Annotated in this window: 17 protein-coding genes; 4 read left to right on the top strand and 13 right to left on the bottom strand. The window is 72.3% G+C overall.

The window, feature by feature from the left end:
- Positions 1 to 26 precede the first annotated feature (26 nt).
- From AOK03_RS11025 to AOK03_RS11015, 3 genes are all read right to left on the bottom strand, one after another.
- The gene (locus tag AOK03_RS11025; protein WP_055565012.1) at positions 27 to 950 is read right to left on the bottom strand and encodes a carbohydrate ABC transporter permease; all 924 of its coding nucleotides are present in this window, start codon (positions 948 to 950) and stop codon (positions 27 to 29) included.
- On the bottom strand, positions 947 to 1858 hold the full coding sequence (locus AOK03_RS11020; protein WP_079074632.1) for an ABC transporter permease: 912 nt from the start codon (positions 1856 to 1858) through the stop codon (positions 947 to 949). The genes AOK03_RS11025 and AOK03_RS11020 overlap by 4 nt, the downstream gene beginning before the upstream one ends.
- Before the next feature lie 261 nt (positions 1859 to 2119).
- The gene (locus AOK03_RS11015; protein ID WP_063792473.1) at positions 2120 to 3280 is read right to left on the bottom strand and encodes an ROK family protein; all 1161 of its coding nucleotides are present in this window, start codon (positions 3278 to 3280) and stop codon (positions 2120 to 2122) included.
- Between the two features lie 95 nt (positions 3281 to 3375).
- Between AOK03_RS11015 and AOK03_RS11010 the strand changes: the two genes are divergently transcribed.
- Complete coding sequence (locus tag AOK03_RS11010) at positions 3376 to 6381, top strand: glycoside hydrolase domain-containing protein (RefSeq protein WP_055565009.1); 3006 nt, start codon at positions 3376 to 3378, stop codon at positions 6379 to 6381.
- Here the strand turns inward: AOK03_RS11010 and AOK03_RS11005 are convergent.
- Complete coding sequence (locus tag AOK03_RS11005; RefSeq protein WP_079074631.1) at positions 6368 to 7696, bottom strand: CapA family protein; 1329 nt, start codon at positions 7694 to 7696, stop codon at positions 6368 to 6370. The genes AOK03_RS11010 and AOK03_RS11005 overlap by 14 nt on opposite strands.
- A 289-nt stretch (positions 7697 to 7985) precedes the next feature.
- On the opposite strand from AOK03_RS11005, the gene AOK03_RS11000 reads away from it, so the two are divergent.
- Both AOK03_RS11000 and AOK03_RS10995 read left to right on the top strand, forming a co-directional pair.
- Entirely contained in the window at positions 7986 to 8495 is a 510-nt protein-coding gene (locus AOK03_RS11000) for a hypothetical protein (protein ID WP_055565008.1), read from the top strand.
- Positions 8496 to 8584: 89 nt separating this feature from the next.
- On the top strand, positions 8585 to 9229 hold the full coding sequence (locus AOK03_RS10995; protein WP_055565007.1) for a zf-HC2 domain-containing protein: 645 nt from the start codon (positions 8585 to 8587) through the stop codon (positions 9227 to 9229).
- A gap of 78 nt (positions 9230 to 9307) precedes the next feature.
- Here AOK03_RS10995 and AOK03_RS10990 read toward each other — a convergent pair whose 3' ends face one another.
- From AOK03_RS10990 to AOK03_RS10955, 8 genes are all read right to left on the bottom strand, one after another.
- A complete protein-coding gene (locus tag AOK03_RS10990; RefSeq protein ID WP_055565006.1) occupies positions 9308 to 10168 on the bottom strand; it encodes an Fpg/Nei family DNA glycosylase in 861 nt (286 codons plus the stop codon).
- 10 nt (positions 10169 to 10178) lie between these two features.
- Positions 10179 to 12278, bottom strand: a complete 2100-nt coding sequence (locus AOK03_RS10985) for a SpoIIE family protein phosphatase (RefSeq protein ID WP_079074630.1) — start codon at positions 12276 to 12278, stop codon at positions 10179 to 10181.
- 143 nt (positions 12279 to 12421) lie between these two features.
- Complete coding sequence (locus tag AOK03_RS10980) at positions 12422 to 13366, bottom strand: ParB/RepB/Spo0J family partition protein (protein ID WP_055565005.1); 945 nt, start codon at positions 13364 to 13366, stop codon at positions 12422 to 12424.
- Between the two features lie 380 nt (positions 13367 to 13746).
- Positions 13747 to 14790, bottom strand: a complete 1044-nt coding sequence (gene aroF / locus AOK03_RS10975) for a 3-deoxy-7-phosphoheptulonate synthase (RefSeq protein ID WP_244177565.1) — start codon at positions 14788 to 14790, stop codon at positions 13747 to 13749.
- A gap of 272 nt (positions 14791 to 15062) precedes the next feature.
- Positions 15063 to 16232 (bottom strand): sensor histidine kinase, encoded by a 1170-nt coding sequence (locus AOK03_RS10970; protein WP_055565003.1) that lies wholly within the window; start codon positions 16230 to 16232, stop codon positions 15063 to 15065.
- A 7-nt stretch (positions 16233 to 16239) separates the two neighbouring features.
- Complete coding sequence (locus AOK03_RS10965; protein ID WP_055565002.1) at positions 16240 to 16893, bottom strand: response regulator transcription factor; 654 nt, start codon at positions 16891 to 16893, stop codon at positions 16240 to 16242.
- Positions 16894 to 17172: 279 nt separating this feature from the next.
- A complete protein-coding gene (locus AOK03_RS10960; protein ID WP_055565001.1) occupies positions 17173 to 20049 on the bottom strand; it encodes a helix-turn-helix transcriptional regulator in 2877 nt (958 codons plus the stop codon).
- A 378-nt stretch (positions 20050 to 20427) separates the two neighbouring features.
- Complete coding sequence (locus AOK03_RS10955; protein ID WP_157868918.1) at positions 20428 to 21603, bottom strand: DUF6777 domain-containing protein; 1176 nt, start codon at positions 21601 to 21603, stop codon at positions 20428 to 20430.
- A 164-nt stretch (positions 21604 to 21767) separates the two neighbouring features.
- On the opposite strand from AOK03_RS10955, the gene AOK03_RS10950 reads away from it, so the two are divergent.
- Positions 21768 to 23189, top strand: a complete 1422-nt coding sequence (locus AOK03_RS10950; RefSeq protein ID WP_055564999.1) for a lipase maturation factor family protein — start codon at positions 21768 to 21770, stop codon at positions 23187 to 23189.
- Positions 23190 to 23207: 18 nt separating this feature from the next.
- Here AOK03_RS10950 and AOK03_RS10945 read toward each other — a convergent pair whose 3' ends face one another.
- A complete protein-coding gene (locus tag AOK03_RS10945; RefSeq protein ID WP_055565023.1) occupies positions 23208 to 24053 on the bottom strand; it encodes an amidohydrolase family protein in 846 nt (281 codons plus the stop codon).
- Between the last annotated feature and the right edge of the window lie 55 nt (positions 24054 to 24108).

Here is a 24108-nt window from a genome sequence, read left to right as displayed (position 1 = left end):
TCGTGGTGGGGCGGGGCGGGGTGGGGTCAGCCCTTGATGGCGCCGGTGAGCACGCCCTTGGTGAAGTACTTCTGCAGGAACGGGAAGAGCGCGAGGATCGGCAGCAGCGCGAGCATGACCACGGCCATGGAGAGGGACTGCTGCGGCGGCATGTGGGCGATGCCGAGCTGGTCGCTCGTCATGGACTTGTTCTGGACGACGTACGTCCGCAGGACCAGCTGGATGGGCCACTTGCCCGAGTCGTTGAGATAGAGCATCGCGTTGAAGAAGGCGTTCCAGTACGTCACCGCGTAGAAGAGGCCGACGACGGCGACGACTCCCTTGGAGAGCGGGAGCACGATGCGGGTGAGGATGCGCCAGTCCCCCGCGCCGTCGATGCGGGCCGCCTGGTAGAGCTCGTCGGGGATGTTCATGAAGAACGCCCGCAGCACGACGAGGTTGAAGGCGTTGATGAGCACCGGGAGGATCAACGACCAGTAGGAGTCGAGGAGTCCGAGCTCCTTGACGACCACGTACATCGGGACCATCCCCGGCGCGAACAGCAGCGTGAAGAGGACCATCAGCAGGATCGGCTTGCTGCCGGGGACGCCGCGCTTGCTCAGGGCGTACGCGAGCGCGATCGTCGTCAGGAGCGAGAGCGCGGTGCCGACCACCGTGATCAGGACGCTCACGACCACCGCGCGCGAGACGATCCCGCCGGACAGGATCGTGCGGTACGCCTCCAGGGTCGGGTCCGTGGGGAAGAGGACGAAGCCGCCGGACTCGGTGATCTCCTTGCGGGAGGCGAGGCTGGTGGAGAGGACCGTGAGGAAGGGCAGGATCATCACGGCGCAGATGACCGTGATGACGACGGCCTTGGCGGCCGACCCGATCTTCGTCGGCGGCTCTTCCCAGGCGGGCCGCTCCTCGCGGACCCGGGGCGTGCGCAGGGGGAATCCGAAGCTGCTCATTTGCTGTACACCCCGTGCTCTCCGAAGGCGTGGGCGACCTTGTTGGCGCCCCAGATCATCAGGGCGCCGATGACTCCCTTGACCAGGCCCGCCGCGGCTCCGACGCCCCAGTCGCCGTAGACGACGCCGTGGTAGTAGATGTAGGTGTCGAGGACTTCCGCCGCTCTGGCGCCGACCGCGTCGCGCTGGAGCAGGAACTGCTCGAAGCCGACGGAGAGCACGTCGCCGAGGCGGAGCACGAGCAGCATGATCGTCACGCCGCGGACGGCGGGCAGCGTGACGTGCCACATGCGGCGCCAGCGTCCGGCGCCGTCGACGGCCGCCGACTCGTAGAGACTCTGGTCGACGTTGGCGAGCGCCGCCAGGTAAATGATCATTCCCCAGCCGATGTCCTTCCAGATCACCTGGCCCGTGATCAGGAGCGGGAAGGTGCTGGGGTCGCTCATCACGTCGAGCGGCGACATGCCGTGGTCACGCAGGTAGTTGCTGAACAGGCCCGCCCCGCCGAGGACTTGCTGGAAGAGCGCGACGACCAGGACCCACGAGATGAAGTGCGGCAGGTACACGACGCTCTGCACGAACTTCTTGACGCGCGGGCTGACCAGACTGTTGATCAGCAGCGCGAGGGCCAACGGGGCCGGGAAGAAGAAGATCAGCTGGAGTGCGGCGAAGGCGAGGGTGTTGCGGACCGACTCCCAGAACGCCGGGTCGGCGAACAGCTCCTGGAAGTTGGCGAGGCCGACCAGCGGGCTGTCCTTGAAGCCGATGAAGGGCTGGTAGTCCTGGAAGGCGATGACGTTGCCCAGCATCGGGACGTAGAAGAACCCGATGAAGAACAGCACGCCCGGGGTCATGAGGGCGAGCATCACCCAGTTGTTGCGCAGCCGGACACGCAGCGGGGCGCGCATGCGCACCTCGGGACCAGGGCCCCCCGAGGGGGACTTGGACGTCGACTTCGACACGGACGCGGGCGGTGACGCGGCCTGTGGCCTGCGTCGCGTTGCAGGGGATGTCACTCGTTCTCCCTGGCCTGGCGGCACGACGGAATGGGGACACCGGCAAGCGGGCTGCTGGGGAACGTTCTTGTGGGACGGAATTAAGAAGCCAACTTGCCGAAAGTGAGCCACATCATGGAAGGGCCGCCCGCGCCCGTCAACCACCTGTGGGTCCTAAGGGGTTGGACTTTTCTGCGCGGCGCGTTCGGTCTGTTCCATCTGTTCCAGGTGGTCCAGTGCGAGGCGGGCTGCCCCGATTGCGGTGGATTCCTCACCCAGCACGGAGGTCCGCACCTCGGGTGCGTACGGGCAGCTCTCGGCGAGGCGCCGCGCGAACGGCTCGCTCAGCAGGGCGCCCGCCCGGGAGATGCCGCCGCCGAGCACGACCGCCCGCGGGTCGAGCACGGCGACATGGCGGGTGAGGCTGTCGGCGAGGCATTCGGCGAAGGCCCGCAGGGTGTAGCGGGCGCCGCCGTCGCCGGCGGCCGCGGCGGTGACGACCGCGCGCGCCGCGTTCTCGCGGGTGGGCCGTTCCGCGCCCTGATGGCCGGCGAACCAGTCGAGAAGTCGCTGGTAGGAGAGTTCCCAACCGTCCCCCGCGGCCATCTCGCCGGCCGCCCCGTGGTGCCCGCGGTGGAGTTCGCCGCGGAGCCACAGGCCGATGCCGAGCCGGTTGCCGACGTAGAGGTAGACGCAGTCGCGCACGTCGACGCTGACACCGCCGGTGCACTCGGCGAGGGTGGCCAGCTGGATGTCGTTGCCGACGACGAAGGGGCCGTGGACGGTGTCGGCGAGTTCGCGGGCGAGGTCGCGGCCGGTCCACTCGGGCAGCGAGTCGCTGACCGCGACGCGCCCCTTGGTGTCGACCATGCCGCTGGTGCCGACGCCGGTGGCGAGTGGGCGCACCCCGGCCGCCTCGGGCTTGGCGAGACACCCGGCGATCGCGGTGCGTACGGCGTCGAGCCGGTCGCGCGCGGGCAGTTCGGGCGTGACGGCGACGCGCTGGGCCGCCACGGTGCGGCCGAGCAGGTCGGCGGCGAGCACCAGGATCTTGTGCGCGCCGATGTCGACGCCGAGGACGTGCCCCGCCTCGGCGCGGAACCGGAATCTACGGGCCGGCCTGCCGACGCCACCACTGCCCGGGGTCAGCTCCACGAGCCGCCCCTCGCGCAGTAGTTGGGCCGTCAGGTCCTGTGCGGTCGGCCGGGAGACGCCGATCAGCGCGGCCAGCTCGGGCACGGTGATCTCGTCGCGCTCGCGCAGCACGCGCAGGGCCGCCGCCGCGTTCAGCCGTCGCAGCAGTGACGGATCGCCACTCAACGGGTCGCCACTCATGGGTCCCTTCCCCTTGACAGCAAGATCGGTTGCTCCCAGGGTGACCCGGAGCGATTGAGAAACTTACCTAACAAACAGCGCCCTTGGGAGCACGGATGGGTCAGACAGAACCGCAGGCCGGCCATCCCGAGCTGGAGTGCGGCGTCGGCATCTGGGATCAGGACGTCTACGGAAATCATCGCCTGCTGGTGGAGGTCACCGACGCGGCCCCCGCCGTGGCGGCCGAACTCCCGTGGCGACGCCAGGGCGTGAGCGTACGTTCCGGCACGGGAGACGTGGACGTGATCGTCCTCGCCCCGTCCGGGCTGCGGGTGCACAACACGGTGGCCGTGGAGGTGTCCGGGGAGCGCGGCCGCATCGCCTTCGAGCCGGTGGAGGGCCCGGGGGCGTACGCCGTGCACTATCTGCCGTACGCGCACACGGGCAAGCCGTACTACCCCCAGGCCGCCTACCGGCCGCCGACCCGGACCGCCGACCCCGGCTGGGCGCACCGCTGCGGACTGGACGGCGGCGGCGTCGAGGGGGCGGGCACCGACGGGGCCGGACCCGTCGGTGAGGGCGACGGCTGGTCCCGGCTCCCCCGCGCCGAGGCGTTCCGCTACGAGTCGGCGAGCGCGGTCGACTCGTTCGCCCCGATGGGTTTCGCCGCGACCGCGGCCGAGTGCGCGGCGCTGCGCCGGGCGCACTCCGGCGAGCCCTTCGTGCTCTTCGCCGAGGATCGCGCCCATCCGCTGGGCCGGTACGGCAGCCTGCCCGCCCGCTGGGCGCGGGCGACGCCGGGGGCGCCCTTCACTGGTGCGGCGGACCGCGGGGAGTTCTACGCGGTGCAGATCGGCGTGTACGCGCTCACCGGCCTCACGGGCGTGCGCGCCGAGGTGCGGGGACTGCCGTTCGCCGTACGGTGCCTCAGCACGGGCGGCATCGACGCGCGCGGCGCCGTCTTCGAGCGGAACGTCGAGGTCGCCGAGGGCGGGGTGACCGCGCTGTGGTGCGGCATCGACGTGCCCGAGGGGGCGAGTCCCGGCGTCTACGAGGGCGAGATCGCCGTCAGTGCCCAGGGCGCCCCGGAACGCACCCTGCCGCTGCGGCTCACCGTCAACGAGGCCGTCGTCGCCGGGCACGGCACGGGGGACCCCGCACGGCTCACCCGGCTCCGCTGGCTGGACTCGACGCTGGCGCAGGACGACGAAGTGGTCCCGCCGTTCACACCGGTGAAGGTCGACGGACGGCGCCTCTCGATCCTCGGGCGGGCCGTGGAGCTCGGCACCGACGGCCTGCCCCACCGCATCTCCTCCGCCTTCACGCCGTCCGTGACCCGGGCCGACGGACCCGAGCGCGAGCTGCTCGCCGCGCCCGTCGCGTTCGCTGTCGGCCGCGCCCTGGAGCACGGGCCGCTCACCCTCGACCAGCCGGGACCGGCACGCGCGCGCTGGTCCACGACGGCGACGGGACGGGACGTACTCCTGCACACGGAAGGGGAATTGGAGTCCGACGGCTTCCTCGTCCTGCGCGCCACCGTCGAGGCCACCGCCGACACCGAACTCGACGTGACCCTCGACGTGCCGATGCGCGAGGACGTCGCCCGGTACGTCATGGGCCTCGGCCTGACGGGCCGCGCCTGTCCGGCGACGTACGACTGGACGTGGGACACCCCCACCCGGAACCAGGACGCCTGCTGGCTCGGCGACCCGGCGGCGGGCCTCCAGCTCTCGCTGCGCGACGAGCACTATGAGCGACCGCTCAACACAAACTACTACCGGGAGAAGCCCCTGGTCACGCCCCACTCCTGGGCGGGCGACGGGGACGGCGGGGTGCGGCTGCGCACCGCCGAAGGGGTGCGCGCGCTCACCGCGTTCAGCGGCCCGCTGCGGCTGCGCGCGGGCGAGAGCCGCCGCTTCACGTTCCGGCTGCTGCTCACCCCGTTCAAGCCGCTCGACCCGGCGCGACAGCTCACCGAGCGGTACTTCCACGCCTACGCCACACCCGGCGAGGTCGCGGCGTACGGCGCGAACGTCGTCAATCTGCACCACGCGACGCCGCCCAACCCGTACATCAACGACCCGCTGCTCGCCGCCGGGACGCTGCGCGCCTACACGGACGAGGCACACCGGCTGGGGGTCCGCGTGAAGGTCTACGACACGGTCCGCGAACTCACCCGCCACACACCGGAGTTGCCGGTGCTCGCGTCGCTCGGCGACGAGATCTTCGCGTCCGGGCCCGGCGGCGGACACGCGTGGCTGCAGGAGCACCTGGGCGGCAGCTACGTCCCGGGCTGGGTGGCGCCCGACGTCGGTGACGTCGCGGTCGTCACGTCCGGCGACTCGCGGTGGCACAACTCCTATGTGTGCGGCATCGAGCGGCTGCGCCGGGTCGTCGGCGTGGACGGGCTCTATCTGGACGACGTCGCGTACGACAGGACCACCATGAAGCGGGTCCGCAAGGCGCTCGCCCGGTCCGGCGCGTCCGCGCCACTGGTCGACCTTCACTCCTGCAACCAGTTCCGCGAGCCGGACGGCTTCGCGTCGAGCGCCAACCTGTACGCGGAGCTGCTGCCGTACGTCGACCGGCTCTGGCTCGGCGAGCTCTTCGACTACGACGGCCGGGACGGCGCGGACGGGGCCGACCCCGCCTACTGGCTGGTCGAGATGTCCGGCATCCCCTTCGGCCTGATGGGCGAGATGCTGGAAGGCGGCGGCAATCCGTGGCGCGGTCTGGTCTTCGGCATGACGGCACGGGCCCCGATGACCGACGTACGGCCGCTCTGGCGGGCCTTCGACGGGCTCCGGCTGCCCGAGGCGGAGATGACCGGCTGGTGGGCGGGCGAGCCGCCGGTGCGGACCGGCCGGGACGACGTCCTCGCGACGACGTGGCGCGGTCCGGGCGGCACGGCGACCGCGGTGGCGTCCTGGGCGCCGGAACCCGCCGAGGTCGTCCTGACCACGGGGTCGGGCCCGGTGGCGGCGTACGCGCCCGCGGTCGAGGGCTTCCAGCCGGAGCGGTCGTTCGCCGCGGGCGAGCCGGTCCCGGTGGCCCCGGGACGCGGCTGGCTGCTGCGGATCGCCCCGCCCGCGGACGGGCCCGCAGCGGCTACTTCCCCATGACCAGGCCGTCCTTGCCCGCGCCGCGGCTGAGGACGACGCGGCGGATCCGGTCGCGCACGGCGCTCACGTCGGCGCCGCGGTCGAGGGCGGTGTTGAGGTTGACGACGCGGCCGGGGTCCGTGTCGAACCACATCGGCAGGAACTCGGCCTTCTCCACCTCCCAGCGGGCGCCCGGCCGCGCGGGCGGGGCGAACGTGAAGCGGCCGATGGTGCCCTGATTGCCCCGCGGGTCGTGCGCCCCCTCGTGGTTGATCATGTCGCCGGCGATCTGGTCGCCCATGCCGTAGATGACCCAGGTGCCGTTGACCTTCTCGTAGGCCTGCGGCACGTGGGCGTGGGTGCCGAGGATGAGGTCGATGTCGGGCCGCCCGCCCGTGCGGGACGCCGTGAGCTGCTTGCCGAGCTGCAACTGCCGGCGATCGGGCGCGTCCTGCCACTCGCTGCCCCAGTGCAGGCTGACGACCACCACGTCGGCGCCCGCCTTCCGGGCCTCCCTGGCGTCCGCGACGATCTTTTTGCGGTCGATGAGGTCGACCGACCAGGGCTTGCCCTTCGGCAGGGGATAGCCGTTCGTGCCGTACGTGTACGCGAGCTGCGCGACCTTGGCGTCGCCCGCCCGCAGCCACACCGGGGTCTTGTCCTCGGCGGCCGAGCGCGCCGAGCCCGCGTGCTTGATCCCCGCCTTGTCGAGCGCGTCCAGGGTGCGGCGCACGCCTGCCGAGCCGTCGTCGAGGGTGTGGTTGGAGGCGGTGGAGCACGCGTCGTACCCGGTGGTCCTGAGGGCGCGGGCCACCTGGGGCGGCGACTTGAAGCTCGGGTAGCCGCTGTAGTCCCCGTCTGCTCCGTAGACCGTCTCCATGTGGCAGATCGCCAGGTCGGCCTTGCGGATGACCGGCTTGGCGCCCGCGAGCATCGGCGCGAAGTCGTAGCCGTCGCCGCCCGCGTCCGCGTTGGCCCTGCGGATGATCGAGGAGTGCGGCAGGACGTCCCCGGAGGCGGCGAGCGTGAAGCCGCGCTTTCCGGCCGCCGATCCGCCGGCCGGGGAGTGCGCCGGGGCCGCACCCGATTCGGCGCGCCCGGACTTCCCGTTCGGGGCGGGCTCCTTCCCGGTCGTGTCCGGCTGGGCCGAGCAGGCGGCGGTGGCCGCGATGCCCGCGATCAGGACGGCCGCGGCGACGGCCTTCCCGGGCGCAGGGCGCAGGGCGCTCCGCCACTTCGGTGCGGTGTGCGGGGTTCCCGGCGTTGCCGAGGATTTCGGTGTGTGCGGGGTGAAAGTGGCAGGTGTGTGCCGCGTGATCCGTGCGCGCTGCTTCATCGGTCGGGCTCCATGGATGGGGCGATATTCGGCCAGACGAAGTCAGATACGGAGCTAACGGCTAATCAAGGACCATTGCCGTCACAGTCCCTGAAACGGAGTCAAACGATTTCACCTGTGACGCGAACAACACACGGCGGCCCACCTGCGGTGAAACCGGAGGCCGGGTCAAGGCTCCGTAAAGCGCCTTGCTCAGCACCCCTCGCGGGTAATCGGCTGTTCCTCACCGTGCGCCGGACAGGGGGGCCAGAGGCCGGTGACGCGCACGGACCGGAGGAAGGCGGAGAGGATGCGGCACGAGAGCAGAGGGAACACGGACGGCCCCCAGGGCGGCGAACTGGTCGTCCCCATGGCGTGGCTGTACGCCGAGTACATCGCGGACGAGCTGCTGCGCACCGGCGATCTGATGCCGCCCACCTCCTTCGAGTACCGGGCGGGCCGCGACGCACTCGCCCTGACGATCTTCCTGTCGGACACCCGGGGCGAACTGTCCGGCATCCGCGTGGTCTCCCAGCTGGAGACCTGGCTGAGCCTGACCGCCTACGGCCAGCCGTGGCAGGACTGGGTCCGCGAGCGGATGGCGCTGCTCATGGCCGACGCCGTCGCCGGGACCGCAGGGCCCGACCTGGCCCTCGCCGACCAGGCGTGGCGCTGGCTGCAGGAGACCGAGCTCCTGGCGCCCGATCTGGACTCCGTGCCCGGCCGCGCCGTGCAGGGCGAGGAGGACGGCCCCAAGGTGTGGACCCCCGCGTGGCGGCTCGGGCTGCCGCTGGGACACCTGGCCATCCATCTGTTCTGAGGCCGTCCCGCCCTTGAGTGATTCCGCGTTCCGCTGCGTACCGGAGGAGGAACGGCACCCGGCACCGACACGGAACGACAAGGAACACCATGAGGCCCCTGGAGCGGCATCGTGACGCGGGCGCGTACGCGCTCGGCGTCCTGGACGAGGCGGACGCCCACCGCTTCGAGGATCACCTCCTGGGCTGTCCCGCCTGCACCGTGGCGATGGACGAGCTCCGCGCGGCCACCCGGCAGTTGCAACGGTACGGACGTGCGACTCCGATCTCCGTGGAGCCGTTCGCCGCCCCCTCCCCCGGCCTTCTGGACCGCCTCCTGAGCGAGACGGGGCGGCTGCACGGCGTGCGACGCGGAAGACGGCTGTGCGCGGTCGCCGTCGGTGTCGTCCTGGTCGTCGGCGCGCCCGCCGTGGCCGTCACGACGGCAGGCGGCTCCGGGCCCGTGCGGATCAGCGCGCGGGACGCCCACAGCGGGCTCTCGGCCACGCTCACCGCCCGGGACCGCGCCTGGGGCACGGAGGTCGGGCTCACGGTGCGCGACGCGGCGGCCGGGGAGCGGGTCTGCGAGCTGGTCGCCGTCGGCGCCGACGGTTCCGAGCAGACCGTCATGTCGTGGCGGGTTCCCGGGCCGACCGTATGGACACTGGGCGCCGCGGCCCTGCGCACCGCGCAGACCGACCGGTACGAGGTGCGCACGGCGCGGGGGAAGCGTCTGCTGACGCTGCGGAACCCGTGAACCGCCCAGCTACGGAAGCCGGGGCGTCCCGACATCCGCAGCGCGTCGCTTCAACGGCCCGTCGCTTTCAGCGGCCCCTCACTTCAGCAGCCGCGACATCCTCCGGTCCGCCAGCGGCTTCCCGCCCGTCTGACAGGTCGGGCAGTACTGCAACGAGGAGTCGGCGAAGGACACCTCCCTGATCGTGTCGCCGCACACCGGGCACGGCTCGCCGGTGCGTCCGTGCACGCGCAGACCGCTCTTCTTCTCCGCCTTGAGACGGCCCGCCGCGACGCCGCGCGAGCGCTCCACCGCCTCGGTCAGCGTAGCCAGCAGCGCCACATGCAACCCATGGACTTCCTCCTCGGTAAGGCTCGACGTGAGCCGGAACGGGGACATGCGGGCCGCGTGCAGGATCTCGTCGCTGTACGCGTTTCCGATGCCCGCGATCAGGCTCTGATCGCGCAACGCCCCCTTGATCTGCCGCCGTTCGCCCTCCAGGAGGCCCGCGAACCGCGCCTCGTCGAAGCCGTCGGCCAGTGGGTCGGGGCCGAGCCGCGCGATGCCGGGCAGCTCCCCCGGCGCCTCGGTCACGTACACCGCGAGGCGTTTCTGCGTGCCCGCCTCCGTGAGGTCGAAGCCCTCCCCCGTCTCCAGGGCGACGCGCAGCGCCAGCGGGCCCTTGCCGGGGCGCGGCAGACCGTCGGGGAGCCTGTCGTGCCACCGCAGCCAGCCCGCGCGGGCGAGATGGGTGACCAGGTGCAGCCCGCCGGCGTCGATGTCGAGGAACTTGCCGTGCCGCTCCACGGCGGTGACCGTGCGGCCTTCGAGGGCGGTGGGCGGCGGGTCGTACGTCTTGAGGACGCTGACGGCGGTGGGCAGCACGCGCACGATCTCCCGGCCGACCAGATGATCCGTCAGGAATGCGCGCAGGGCTTCTACTTCCGGCAGTTCGGGCATCTCTTCTCGCTCACTCCCGCGGTTCCCCGGCGGGCACGACGAACTCGCACCACACGCTCTTGCCGCCGCCGCGCGCGTCCACGCCCCACACGTCCGCGAGCCGGTCCACGAGGAGCAGGCCGCGGCCCGACACCCCGGAGTCGCCCGCGTCGCGGCGGCGGGGCAGGGCGCTCGACGAGTCCTCGACGTCGACGCGCAGCCGCCGCTCGGTGCCGGTCAGGACCCGCAGGGTCACGATCGCGGATCCGTCGGTGTGCATCAGGGCGTTGGTGATCATTTCGTCGGCCACCAGCTCGATCTCGTCGGCGCGTTCGCCCGCGCCCCAGGCGCGCACCGCGGCCCTGATCAGGTGCCGGGCCTCGGCGAGCGCCTCCGGGTCGCTCGGTGCGACGTGCTGGCGGAGGCGGCCGCCCGCCTGGGGCGTGTCGTGCGTGCGGCGGCGCATCAGCAGGAGCGCGACGTCGTCGTCCCCGCCGCGGCCGTCGACGATGCCGCAGAGCCGGTCGGCCAGCCGCTGCAGGTCGCGGGGTCCGACGGCGGCGAGCTCCGCGAGGGCCCGCATGCCGTCGTCCAGATCGGTGCCCGGCTCCTCGACGAGGCCGTCGGTGCAGAGCAACAGGGTCTGGCCCGGGTCGAGTTCGATGGTGGTGACGGGGTAGTCGAGCTGCCCGAACTCCGCCGAGAGGCCGAGGGGCAGGCCGCCGTCCACCGGCACCCGGCCGAAGGAGCCGTCGGCGCGCTGGAGGAGCGGGTCGAGGTGGCCCGCGCGGACGAACTGCACCACGCCGGTCGACAGGTCGGCGTCGGCGTAGAGGCAGGTCGCGAAGCGTTCGGTGTCCAGTTCGTGCAGGAAGCCGGAGGCGCGGGCCATGACGGTGGCGGGCGTGTGACCCTCCGCGGCGTAGGCGCGCAGGACGATGCGGAGCTGCCCCATGACGGCGGCGGCGTGCGTGTCGTGGCCCTGGACGTCCCCGATGACGGCGCCGACGTGGCCGCCGGGCAGCGGGATCACGTCGTACCAGTCGCCGCCGATGTCCCGTCCGAGCGCCGCGGAGCGGTACCGCACGGCGATCTCCGCGCCGGGCACGCCGGGGATGGTGCGGGGCAGCATCGCCTGCTGGAGCCCCTGCGCGAGGTCCTTCTCCTGCTCGTAGAACATGGCGCGCTGCAGGCTCTGCGCGATGCTGCTGCCGAGCGCGGCCAGGACGTTGCGCTCGTCCTCGGTGAAGCCGGTCTTGTCCTGGTAGAGCAGTCCGAGCACGCCGATCGGGCGGGCCTGCGCGATCAGGGGCAGATAGGCGGCCGCGGTGATGCCCAGTTCGTCGATGTGCGGCCAGAGCAGCGGATAGGACTCCGCGAAGTCGTCGGCCGTCTCGATGTAGCGCGGCGCGAGGGTGCGCACGACCTCGCTCATGGGGTAGTCCTCGTCGACGCCCGTGAGGCGGGTGCCGGGCACGAAGCTGCCCGTGGGGCCCTCGGCGACGAGCCGGATCCGGCCCGCCTCGACGAGCCCCATCACCAGGTTGGAGGCGCCCAGGTACGCGAGGCCGTGGGTGTCCCGCAGCACGTCGATGACGTCCCGCACCGTCCGGGCGTGCGCGAGCGCCGCGGTGGTGCCCTGGACGAGGCTCGTGGTGCGGCGCCGCTCGGCCTCCTCGTCGGCCCGCTCGCGCAGCGCGGCCGGGCTGTCGCCGAGCTCCCTGGTGGCGTCCCTGACGAGGCCCACGATGCGGCGCGGGCGGCCCGTGGCGTCCCGCTGGATGCAGCCCTGGGTGTGGGTCCAGCGCAGTGCGCCGGTGTGGCAGCGGATCCGGAAGTACGCGCCGTAGGTGTCGCTGCCGTCCTTCAGGGCGCGCGAGACGATCTGGTCCAGGCGGTGCCCCTCGACGGTCGGCACCCGGAAGGCGAGGGTCTCGGGCCGGTTGTCGTACTGATCGGGGCGTACGTCGAAGACCTCGTGGGCGGTGGCGTCCATCGTCATCCGGCCCGTGTCGAGGTCCCAGTCGAACCGGCCCGTGCGCAGCACGGCCCCGTACAGCGCGAGGAAACAGCCGGCCGACTCCCCGGCCGGCTGTCCACAGCGGCATTGCCCCGCCGGGTCGTGCTCCATGGGCCCACGCTAGGCGGAGGCCCCCGTGCGCGCACGTGGGAGACGCGGCGCGCGGGGCGTGGCCCGGTCGGGGCGGGCGGGGCTCCGCCGTCCAACCACGGGCCCCGCCCACTTGGACACCGTGCGGTGCGGTCCGGCGCCCGCTACGCCGTCTCCGCGACCTTGCTCTGGACCCGCACCGCCACCTCCGTCCACATCTCCGCGCTCTCCCCGGCGAGGTAGGCCACGATGCCCCTGCAGTGCGGCGGGACCTTTTCGATGATCTGGTCCCACTCCTCCATGCTGATCGTGTGGATGTTGAGCAGCCGCAGCAGGGTGCGGCCGATCTCGCTGAAACGCAGGGCCGGGTCGGCCTTGAGCCGCTTGACCGCGGTGGCCCGGTCCTGGGCCGTGTCCCGGTCGGGCACGGCAGAGGGGCGGGCGACCCGCGGGGCGGGGACGTGGTCCTCACCGTTCGTCCGCCGCCCGCGCTGCGGCACGGGGTCCTCGCCGCGCATCATGCGGTTGCGTACGTCCCGTACGGTCTCCGGCGAGATGGACGCGACGCGGGCCACTTGGCGCAGCGACAGGGCGGGGTTCTGTGCGATGAGCTCACTGGCGACCCTGCGCCCCTCGGCGCCGTTGATGGGCCGGACCCGGCCGTCGTGGCCGATCCGGCTCTCCTCGCCGTCGCGGCCGCCCGGGGCCCGTCTGCGGATGTCCGCGACGGTGCCGGGCGCGATGCCGCTGACCGAGGCGATCATCCGGTCCGACCACTGCGGGTGCGTGGCGATGATGCGGGCGGCCGCCCGCTTGCGGTCCACCGTGGTCAACGGCAGGCCATGGGTGACGTTCGACTCCACGGCGAGCACGAAGGCGTCGTCCTCCGCGCCGTCGAAGTACTTCACCGCGATCTTGCGCTGTCCCTGGAGTTCGGCGGCGCGCAACCGGTGCAGGCCGTCGATGACCCGCATCGTCGGCCGGTGCACGGTGATGGGCGGCAGCGGGGTCTGTACGACCGCCAGCGCCTGTACGTGCTCCGGATCGACTCCGGACGTCCGCGGTGAATCAGTCGTCGAAAGCGAGCCGATCTCGACTTCGACGACCATTAATCGGTCGATCTCTTCGTGCCCGGGTGTTGCCAACTCAACTCCCCCTCAAGCTCCGATGTCCCCCGTGTGCGCGTCCCGGCACACCGACCGGTCATGCCGCACCGCCGCGCCGCGCACGCGTTCGCCCTTGGTCGAGGGCCCCTGAAATGAATGCGTTGCGCGCTCTGCAGGCGTGCTCTCCCGGATCACGGCGAAAGGTGCGGCGCGCACGTGTGCGCCCCTCGCCGTCTTCAACCACCGCAATCGGATTCCGGAAATTCACGGAATCCGTACCGTCCGGCCGCGGGAGCATTTCCCCGGCCGGGCATGTTCACCTTAACAACGCGCTTTCCGCCCTGGTACCCCTCACTCATGGCGCGCCACGGTCCGCGCCACCCCTATTCACCCCTACCGGCCTGCGCACCGGCGGCGGCCCGCGCAAGGGTGCGGCCCATCAGCGGCGACAGGGCGCCGACGGCCCCCGCCACCTCGTCGATCTCCGCCCGGGTGAGGGCCTGGTCGCCGTCGCAGAGCGCCGTCCCCGGCTCGGGGTGCACGTCGATCATGACGCCGTCCGCACCGACCGCGAGGGCGGCCCGGGTGAGCGGCAGGACGAGGTCCCGGCGGCCTCCCGAGTGGGAGGGGTCCACGATCACCGGGAGGTGGGAGAGGCGCTGGACCACCGGCACCGCGCTGATGTCCAGGGTGTTGCGGGTGGCGGTCTCGAAGGTGCGGATGCCCCGTTCGCAGAGCACGATGTCGAGGTTGCCGCGCTGGGCGATGTACTCGGCGGCCATCAGCCACTCCTCGATGGTGGCGCCGAAGCCGCGCTTGAGGAGCACGGGCCTGCCGGCCGCGCCCACCTCCTGGAGCAGGGCGAAGTTGTGCATGTTGCGGGTGCCGATCTGCAGCATGTCGGCGTAGGGAGCGACGAGTTCGACGCTGGCCGGGTCGATGACCTCGGTCACCACCGGCAGGCCTGTCTCCTGCCGCACGTCGGCGAGGATGCACAGTCCGCGCTCGCCGAGCCCTTGGTACGCGTACGGCGACGTGCGCGGCTTGAAGGCCCCGCCCCTCAGCAGCGCGGCGCCGGCCGCCTTGGCCATCCGGGCGGCGGCGAGGGTCTGCGAGTGCGTCTCCACCGCGCAGGGACCCGCGATCACGGTCAGCGTGTCGGGACCGATGGGGACGCCCGCCACGGTCACCACGGAGCGGTCGAGGTGGTGCTCCCTGCTGACCAGCTTGTACGGCACCGAGATGCGCACCACGTCCAGGACCCCGCGCAAGTGGGCGAGGTTGAGGGCGCCGAAGGCCGCCACGTCCCCCACGAGCCCGACGATGGTGCGGGTCACTCCCCGGCTGACGAACGCGTCCCCGCCCGCCGTGCGGACCAGGTCGACGACCGCGTCCATGTCTTTCTGCGTGGCCTCCGGAGCCATCACGACAACCAAGGGTTCCTCCCGCGCACGAGGCCCCGGCAAGGCGGAGCCGATCTCGGAGACGCGATTCCTCCGGACGTGACGGAAATCCTTCCAACACCGTCCACCGCCGTTCACGAGCCCGGACTTTCCGGAGTCGAACTTCCCGGAATCCGTTCGGGGCCCTTCGGGGAATTACGTCGGGCGACCACGGTAGGAGGTGTCCGGGCTTTGTCTCAATGGAATCCCGTGCTCTTGTCCAACTGCGCAATATCCATTGGCCCTTCACCGACACCTCAGGACCACCGCGGGAAGGTGACTTCCACGACCAAGCCGCCTTCCGGGCGTGCGCGTGCGCTGATCACCGCGTCGTGGGCGAGGGCGATGGCGTGCAGGATCGAGAGGCCGAGGCCGGGGTGGCCGTCGCCGCCCGTGCGGCCCGTCCACCGGATGGGTTCGAAGAGCCGGTCCACCTGTTCCGGCGCCACCCGGTCACCGGTGTTGGCCACCGAGACGACGGCCCGCCCGTCCCGGTCACCGGTGGCGATCTCCACCCGCCCGCCGGGGGCGTTGTGTCCCACCGCGTTGTCCACGAGGCCGGACACCAGGCGCTGCACGAGCGCCTGGTCGCCCAGGACGGGCGCGGGCCCGATGACCGTCTCCACCCGCAGCCCGCGCCGCTCGATCTCCGGACGCGAGACGTGCAGCGCCCACTCGACGACGGCAGCGAGGTCCAGCGCCTCCCGCTGGGCCAGACCCCGGTGGCTGCCCGCGAGCGCCAGCAGCGACTCCAGGAGGCGTGCCTGCCGTTCACTGAGCGCCAGCAGCCGCTCGGAGTTCGCCCGAAACGTTTCCGCGGTGGCGTCGCGGTCGACGAGCGTCTCCTCCAGCAGCGCGTGCCCCAGGGTGAGCGGGGTGCGCAGCTCGTGCGCGGCGTCGGCGACGAAGCGCCGGTGGGAGTCGAGGGCCGCTTCCAGACGGCCGAGGAGCCGGTCCACGGTGTCGGCGAACTCCTTGAGCTCGTCGGCCGGGCCCTGGACGGCCAGCCGCTCGTGGAGGGTGTACGCCGAGATGCGCCGGATGGTGCCGGTCATCGCGCGCAGCGGGCGCAGCGCTCGCCGGGCGACCAGCCGGCCGAGGACGGCCGAGACCGCCAGCATGACGGCGAGCGCGACGCCCGACTGGACGAGCACCTGCCGCAGCTGGTCCGCGTGCTGACTGACCGCCTGTTCCTGCAGCCGTCCGATGACGTCGCCGGAACGGGCCGCGGTCTGCGCGCCGGGAAGTCCTCCGCCGGAGCGGCCGACGCCCGCGCCCGGGTCCGCCCCGTCGACGAGGAGACGGTCCCCTGGGAACCGGGCGACGAGCAGATACGTGAGGGCGAGCAGGACCGCCCCCGAGGCGACGAACAGCGTGCCGTACAGCAGCGTGAGGCGTACGCCCGCACGCCGCGAGGGCAGGTGCATGGGCCCCTCAAATCCGGTAGCCGCCCCGAGGGACGGTCTCGATGACGGGCGGGGTGCCGAGCTTCGGCCGCAGGCGGTTGATCGTCGCCTTGACCGTGGTGGTGAACGGGTCGGTCGCCTCGTCCCACACGCGTTCCAGCAGTTCCTCGGCCGATACGACGCGGCCCTGGGCCGCGAGCAGGTACTCCAGGACCGAGAACTCCTTGGGCGTGAGCGCCAGTCGCTCCCCGGCGCGCGAGGCGACCCGCCGCGCCGGGTCGAGTCTCAGGTCGCCGCTCTCGAGTACCGGGGGCAGCGCGGCCGGCGAGCGGCGGGCGAGTGCGCGGATGCGGGCGACGAGTTCGGCGTAGGCGAAGGGTTTGGGCAGGTAGTCGTCCGCGCCGAGGCTGAAGCCCGCCACGCGGTGGGAGATGGTGGCGGATGCGGTGAGCAGCAATACCCGGGCGTGGAGCGGTTGTTCGGCCAGTCTTCGGCAGACCTCGTCGCCGGGCACGCCGGGCAGGTCCCGGTCGAGGACGACCACGTCGTAGTCGACCACCGAGGTGCGTTCGAGCGCGTCGGCGCCGTCGAGGACGACGTCGACCGCCATGCCTTCACGGCGCAGCACCCGCGCCACCGACCGCGCGAGTTCGGCGTGGTCCTCGGCCACCAGGATCCTCATGGCGGCGTCCTCATGGTGGGTCCTTCATCGCTGTGCCCTCGTTCGACGTCCGAAGGGAGCTGATCATGAAGTCCACGGTGCCCGAACGCCCGTCACGCACGGGTCACAGCACGGCGGGCGGTGGCCCGTGCCACCGGACCGTCCGAAGGTCCTGTGTGCCGGTCACAGATCTTCGGACCGTGGTGTGACCGCCCGCCGCGTAGAAACGGAACCGCGCCACCGCAACGGCGGCCAGGGCCTCACCGAGGGGGAGACGGACACATGACGGATGTCCGGTCGCTAGCCCACGTGGAGCCGGTCACAGGAGTCGTGCGCCGCGGGCTCCTCGTCGTCCCCCGGTCCCGTGACCGGTCCGATCTTGGCGGCGAGGTCCGCGCGCCGCTGGACGGCGAGCTTGCGGTAGGCACGTGTCAGGTGCTGTTCCACGGTGCTGATCGTGATGCAGAGCTTGTCGGCGATCTGACGGTTGGTGTGGCCACGGACGGCGAGCGTGGCCACACGCAGTTCGGCGTTGCTGAGTTCGTCGGGATGTCGGCGGTTCCCGGACGACCACGGCTGTTCGGCGGGGTGCGGACTGCTCGCGTCGGCCACGGACGGCGGCACGGGCATCCCGCACTCCCCCGCGAGCCGCTGCGCCTTGCGGGCCAGGGCCCTGGCCCGGCCCACCTTGCCGAGCTCGCGCTGTGTCCGGGCCAACTCGTCGATGGCCCGGACCAGTTCGATGCGGTGGCCGCGGTCGCGCAGGATCTCGATGGCCTCGCCGAGCAGCGGCGGCCGGTGTGCGGCCTTCAGCGTGCCCGCGAGCACCCGCAGCGAGACGGCGCGCGCGCAGTCGTTGCCCCGGCCCGCCAGGGCCAGTTGCTCCTCGGCGAGGGCCCGGGCCCGCTCGCTGTCGCCCAGCGACAGATGGGCCTCGGCGGCGTCGGTGCGCCAGGGGACCAGGGCGGGCAGGTCGAAGCGCCAGCGCCGCATGAGGTCCCCGCAGGTGAGGAAGTCGTCGAGCGCGGCGTAGGGGCGGCCGGCGGCGAGGTAGTACTGCCCCCGGGCCCGCAGGTAGAGCAGCCCGTCGGCCGTCTGGAAGGCCGAGTCCGGTACGGGTACGGCGAGTTGGGCCGCGGCCTCGTCGAGTCGGCCCATGAGGGTGCCCGTGGACAGGGCGATGGCCAGGGGCCCGACGACGGCGACCCCCCATCCGTCCGCGGGCACGAGGCCGAGCGCCGAGCGCGCGAGCTTCCGCGCCGCACCGAGCGCGCCCGCCCTGAGCTCGATGCGGGCCTTGGTCGCGGCCAGCAGCGCCTGCCACAGGGGTGCATGCCGTTCGGCCGCCTCGTTCAGCAGCGTCTCGCACCAGAAGGCCGCCGCCTCCAGCCGGTCGGCGAGGAGCAGCGAGTTGAGCGCGACCAGGAGCGCCGTCACGGTGCCGTCGTCGAGCCGGGTGCCCTGCAGGATCTGCTCGGCCCTGACCACCACGTCCTCGCCCGGCCCGTCCAGGAGGGCCCGCACCAGGGTCGCCGCCCGCTGGTGCGGGCTGCGGCCGAGGGCCTGCGCGTGCTGCGGGGTCGTGTCCTGCGCCGTCGTGTGCTCCGGCGTCCCGCCGAGGGAGGCGAGGGCGGAGGCGGAGAGGCCCGGGTAGGCGTATCCGAGCCAGAGGCGCGGGCAGTCGTACCGGTGCGGCGCGCCGGTGCCGGACCGGCCGGACGGCGCCACGCCCTGCCGCTCGACCGCGCGGAGCACCTCCAGGGCCCGTTCCGGGCGCCCGAACCAGAGCAGGTGGCCGACGAGTTCGTCGGTGTGCCGGGCGCCGAGCCGTCCGTCCAGCGCGGCGGCCGTGAGCTCGGGCAGGTGCTGGGCGACGCCCGCCGGGTTGACGCGCCAGAGCGCCCGGGTGAGCGCGGCCCGTATCTCCAGGGACTGGCACGCGTCGGTGCTGGTGTCGCGGGCGATGCGCAGGCAGGTGAGGGCGAGCTCGACCTCGTCGTCGGCGAGGGCGCGCTCGGCCGCCTCGATCAGGGTGCGCCGCGCCCAGGGCGCGTCGACCGTCTCCGCGGCGATCAGATGGCGCACGACCACGGTGACGGCCGCGCCGTGCTCGTGCAGGACCCGGGCGCAGCGGGCCTCGACGCGGGCGCGGTCGGCGGGCTCCAGGCTTCTGAGCACCGCGGCGCGCCCGGCCTCGTGACGGAACCAGCCCGCGTCGAGGAGGCCCGCCTCGTTCAGCGCGCGCAGGCTGCGCAGGAGCGATTCCCGGCCGACCCCGAGGACCTCCATGAGCTCGGCGAGCGACATGTCGGGGCCCGCGACCGCGAGGGCCCAGGCGGTGCGGCGGGTGGCGAGGTCGCTGCGGTAGAGGCAGGTGGCGACGGCCCGCACGAAGGCCTCGCCCGGCACCGGGCCTGCGGAGGAGGCGGCCGCGGCACCCGTGGCGTGGTGGTCCTCGATCAGCGCCCGGGTCAGCAGGGGGCTGCCGCCGCCCGTGTGGAGCAGGTCGGAGACGAGCTTGCGCGTCCGCCACCCGGGTTCACCGAATGCGGAGATCATTTCTGCGACTCCGGACCGCTGGAGCGGGCCGAGCCTGATATTCCGGCAGCCGGGCAGCCGTAGTAAATCGACGCGCAATCGCGTATTGCCCGTCAGGAAGTCACTGTTCTCCCCCAGCACGACCAGAATGCGGCTGACGGGCAGTCTGCGCGACAGGTAGAGGAGGCATTCCAGGGAGTCCCGGTCGGCATGGTGCACATCGTCGATACTGAGCACCACTGGCCTTTCCCTGGCCTTTTCGAGCAGCAACCCGCAGAGCTCGGGAATCTCGTTCATCGCCACGGCGGGCAGTTCTCCGGCCGCCCGCCGCGAGCGGGCCGAGACCACGACGTGGTCCACGAGCCGCGCCGCGCGCCGGGCGTCCGCGCCGAACAGACCGGCGCCGAGAAGCAGCTGCCCCATGACTCCGAGGGGCAGGTCCGTCTCCGCGGCGGACGCCGTGGCCTGCAGATACAGTGCGCCTGCGGCGGTGACGCACGGGCTGAAGGCCCGCAGCAGTGCGGTCTTGCCGCTGGCGACCGCGCCGCTTACCAGAACGACGCCGCCATGCCCGCTCGCGGCCGAGTCGAGCATGTGTTCCATGATCGAAAGTTCTTCACCACGTTCCACCACGTTCATGAGCCGACTTCTCCCCCGCGGCTGACGGCTGATCCTCGGGCGACCGGAAGAACCCCCTCCATCAATTCATGGACTCGACCGGCCACCCGACGGACGACTCTGCCATATTTGAAAATCAACTACCAGCGCCATTTGACTCAATGCCATGCCAATACCGACGTGAATGCGCCACCCCCCGGCCAATCGGACGCGCCCGCTCCATATCATTCGGAAACTCTTGCGCATTTGCCTGATGACTGAAGTCGGCGATATTTCAGAACGCGGTTGCCGGTCGAACAAAAGACATCAGTGGCGACAGGGACGACAGCGACGAGAGGGCCGGGGAACGATTGGCGCGTTCCGCATGGCCCTCTCACCCACCGTCTGTCCGGTATGGCTCTACGAGGGCAGCACCGGCGAGGGGCAGCCGGGCGGGACCGGCGACGCGGGGTCCGGGGGCGTCCCCGTCCGCGGAGGGCAGCCGGTCGAGGTGTCGGCAGAGGAGTCGCCGGGGTCCTCGTCCGGACCGGTGGGCCGCCCCGGGACGTCGCCCTGGCCCGGATCCTGCTCGCCGGGGCTCGTCTCGTCCGAGCTGGTCCCGTCCGGGCTGGTTCCGTCCGGCTCGGTCTCGTCCGGGCCGGTCTCGTCCGGGCTCGTACCGTCGGGGCTCGTCCGGTCGGGCTCGGTCTCGTCGGGGCTCGTCTCGTCCGCGCTCGTACCGTCCGGATCCGTCGGCGTCGGGCTGGACGGGGACGGCGACGTCGGGCTCGGCGACGTCGGAGTGGGGGTGGGCGTAGGTGTCGGCGGCTTGGTCGCGCGGTCGTGGTGCGCCTTGCCGTCGCCGATCTTCCGCTCGATCCAGGTGTTGTTGACGATGTTCACGATGGTGATGTTGACGATCGGCTGCGGCGCCGGGGTCACCACGACGACCCGCGTCGGCTGATAGCCGTTCCACGGACGGCCGTTGTGCCGGGGCGAGCCCTTGAGGGCGACCGGCGGCCGCAGCGGATTGCCGCACGCGCAGCGCACCCTCGGCAGGCCCCGCTCGTCGACCAGGACGGCCGTACCGGTCTGCAGGACGGACTGGAAGCTCGTGGGCGATCCGCCCCGGAAGCCGTGGTTGGTCACGCGCGTGTCGGCCCGCAGCACGACGGGGGTCAGCCCCCGCAGAAAGCTCGGGACGGCTGCCCGGTCGATGCCCGACGCCTGCGCGAACGCGCGGGCCTTCGCCTCGTCGGCGGTGAGGAAGCGCACCTGCTGGTCGACGTCACAGCTGCCGACGGAGTGCGTGCCCCCGTACAGCCCCGGCGTCCCGCCAGGGATGGAACGGGTGCCCTCAGGCGTCGCCGACCCGGTGGGCGACGGCTGCGGCGAACGGGTGACGGGCGGCGGCGACGCGTCGGTGTTCGCCGTCGAATCGGTGAACGGATCCGGGCCCTGCGCGGCGACCGGTTGCATGAACAGTTCGCTGCCGCCGTCGGCCGTCCTCTTGTCCCCGTCGCCCGAGCAGCCCGCCACCGCCAGGGCCGCGGATATCGCGAGGACGATCACGTGGGTCCTGGTGGGTGTGCGCACCGGTTCTCCCGCCGTTGCCGTGCCGTGTGTCCCCTGCGTCAGGGGTGTTCCGCCATTGTCTGTAGGCCCTCCGGCAGGCCCGCAAGCCGAGCGGGTGACCGGGACGACGCACGGGAAGGCCGCGTCGGCGTTCGGAAGAGCCTGGTCGGCAGCACAATGGGCACGTGGAGTGGTTCACCGCGGATGCGTACTGGCTGAGCCGGCTGATCTTCCAGCGGGCCCTGGCGGTACTCTACGTGATGGCCTTCCTCGGGGCCGCCCTGCAGTTCCGGGCGCTCATCGGGGAGCGCGGAATGCTGCCGGTGCCGCGGTACGTCGCACGGGTGCCGTTCCGAAGCGCCCCCAGCCTGTTCCACCTCCGGTTCTCGGACCGGTTCTTCGCTCTCTGCGCCTGGACGGGGTGCGCGGTCGCGGTGGCGCTGCTCGCCGGTGCGGACGGGCTCCTGCCGCTGTGGGGCGCGATGCTGCTGTGGCTGGTGCCCTGGGCGCTGTATCTCTCCATCGTGAACGTGGGGCAGGCGTGGTACGGCTTCGGCTGGGAGTCGCTGCTCCTCGAAGTGGGCTTCCTCGCGGTGTTCCTCGGCAACGACCGGGTCGCGCCGCCGGTCCTCGTGCTCTTCCTGCTGCGGTGGGTGCTCTTCCGCGTGGAGTTCGGCGCCGGGCTGATCAAGATGCGCGGTGACGCCTGCTGGCGCAAGCTCACCTGCCTGTACTTCCACCACGAGACGCAGCCGATGCCCGGGCCGCTGAGCTGGTTCTTCCACCACCTGCCCAAGCCGGTGCACCGGATGGAGGTCGCGGCCAACCACGTCACCCAACTCGGCGTGCCCTTCCTGCTGTTCACCCCCCGGCCGGTGGCGACGGGCGCGGCCTGCCTCATGATCGTGACGCAGCTGTGGCTGGTCCTGTCCGGCAACTTCTCCTGGCTGAACTGGATCACCATCGCGCTCGCGGTGTCCGCCCTCGACCTGTCCCCCTGGCACACGGCGCCGGACGTCGCAGCCGCCCCCGTCTGGTACGAGGTGGTGGTCACCGCCGTGGCCGCGCTGCTCCTGGCCATGAGCTACCGCCCGGTGCGCAATCTCCTGTCCCGGCGCCAGGTCATGAACCGCTCGTTCGATCCGCTGCACCTCGTCAACGCGTACGGAGCGTTCGGCAGCGTCAGCCGGATGCGCCAGGAGGTCGTCATCGAGGGCACGGCGGACACGGTGCCGCGCGAGGACTCCGACTGGCTGGCCTACGAGTTCAAGGGCAAGCCCGGTGACGTACACCGCTGGCCGCGCCAGTTCGCGCCCTACCACCTGCGGCTCGACTGGATGATGTGGTTCGCCGGGCTCTCCCCCGCGTACGCGCGGGCATGGTTCGGCCCGCTGGTGGAGCGTCTCCTGGCCGACGACCGGGACACGCTGCGGCTGCTGCGCAGCTCACCCTTCCCGCGCGGGGCGCCACCCGCCTACATCCGCGCCCGGCTGTACCGCTACCGGTACACGACATGGCGGGAGCTGCGCGAGACGGGCGCCTGCTGGGAGCGTACGTACGTGCGTGAGTTCCTGGGACCGACACGGATCGCCCCGCCATCGGGGTGAACCGGTCGGCGGACGACTTCAGAGGCGGTACACGCGCCGGGCCGTGCCGCCGAAGACCTCCCCGCGCTCGGCGGTGTCCAGGGAGGCCGTCAGCAGTCGTGCCGCGTCGAGGGCTTCGGTGTAGGTCGCCGCGAGCGTGCTGACGGGCCAGTCGGACCCGTACATCAGCCGCCCGGGTCCGAAGGCGTCGAGGACCGTGTCGGCGTAGGGCCGCAGGTCGTCCACCGTCCACGTGGCGTGGTCCGCCTCGGTGACCATGCCGGAGAGCTTGCACACGGTGTTGGGGCGGGCGGCGAGCGCGCGGACCGCCGATGCCCAGGGTTCGAGGGCGCCGCGTACGATGGGCGGCTTGCCCAAGTGGTCCAGTACGAAGGTGAGTTCCGGCATTTCCGCCGCCGCCCTGGCGCAGGCGGGCAGCTGGTGGGGCAGGACGACGAGGTCGTAGGCGAGGCCTGCCGCGGCGACGGCGGACAGGCCCCTGCGGACGTCCGGGCGAAGCAGCCACTCGGGGTCCGGCTCGCCCTGCACCTGGTGTCGGATGCCCACCAGGTGCTGTCCGCCCGGGAGTTCACGGAGTGCGGCCAGCGCGTCGGCCGCATCCGGGCGGGTGAGGTCCGTCCAGCCGACGACCCCGGCGACGAGGTCGCTGTCCGCCGCGAGCGCCAGGAGCTCCGGGGTCTCCTCGGGGACGGTCACCGTCTGCACGGCGACCGTGGCGCCGACCCCTGCCGCGCGGGCCTCGGGCGCGAGGTCGGCGAGGGAGAAGTCCCTGCGGATCGGGGCGAGGGCATCGCCGGTGATCCAGTCCTGGTCGCGCACGGACAGGTCCCACACGTGATGGTGGGCGTCGACGAGGAGCGGCACGTGCCCGGTGCCGCCGGGCCCGGCGGCACCGGACTCGGCGGTGTCGGGCTCGGTG

Source organism: Streptomyces atriruber, assembly GCF_001418325.1.
Lineage (GTDB): Bacteria > Actinomycetota > Actinomycetes > Streptomycetales > Streptomycetaceae > Streptomyces > Streptomyces atriruber.
This window is presented reverse-complemented; position numbering and strand designations above follow the sequence as displayed.

Bases quoted from the DNA above. Each gene is read 5' to 3' on its own strand.
- AOK03_RS11025 (WP_055565012.1), bottom strand. From the start codon at position 950: ATGAGCAGCTTCGGATTCCCCCTGCGCACGCCCCGGGTCCGCGAGGAG.
- AOK03_RS11020 (WP_079074632.1), bottom strand. From the start codon at position 1,858: ATGCGCGCCCCGCTGCGTGTCCGGCTGCGCAACAACTGGGTGATGCTC.
- AOK03_RS11015 (WP_063792473.1), bottom strand. From the start codon at position 3,280: ATGAGTGGCGACCCGTTGAGTGGCGATCCGTCACTGCTGCGACGGCTG.
- AOK03_RS11010 (WP_055565009.1), top strand. From the start codon at position 3,376: ATGGGTCAGACAGAACCGCAGGCCGGCCATCCCGAGCTGGAGTGCGGC.
- AOK03_RS11005 (WP_079074631.1), bottom strand. From the start codon at position 7,696: ATGAAGCAGCGCGCACGGATCACGCGGCACACACCTGCCACTTTCACC.
- AOK03_RS11000 (WP_055565008.1), top strand. From the start codon at position 7,986: ATGCGGCACGAGAGCAGAGGGAACACGGACGGCCCCCAGGGCGGCGAA.
- AOK03_RS10995 (WP_055565007.1), top strand. From the start codon at position 8,585: ATGAGGCCCCTGGAGCGGCATCGTGACGCGGGCGCGTACGCGCTCGGC.
- AOK03_RS10990 (WP_055565006.1), bottom strand. From the start codon at position 10,168: ATGCCCGAACTGCCGGAAGTAGAAGCCCTGCGCGCATTCCTGACGGAT.
- AOK03_RS10985 (WP_079074630.1), bottom strand. From the start codon at position 12,278: ATGGAGCACGACCCGGCGGGGCAATGCCGCTGTGGACAGCCGGCCGGG.
- AOK03_RS10980 (WP_055565005.1), bottom strand. From the start codon at position 13,366: ATGGTCGTCGAAGTCGAGATCGGCTCGCTTTCGACGACTGATTCACCG.
- AOK03_RS10970 (WP_055565003.1), bottom strand. From the start codon at position 16,232: ATGCACCTGCCCTCGCGGCGTGCGGGCGTACGCCTCACGCTGCTGTAC.
- AOK03_RS10965 (WP_055565002.1), bottom strand. From the start codon at position 16,893: ATGAGGATCCTGGTGGCCGAGGACCACGCCGAACTCGCGCGGTCGGTG.
- AOK03_RS10960 (WP_055565001.1), bottom strand. From the start codon at position 20,049: ATGAACGTGGTGGAACGTGGTGAAGAACTTTCGATCATGGAACACATG.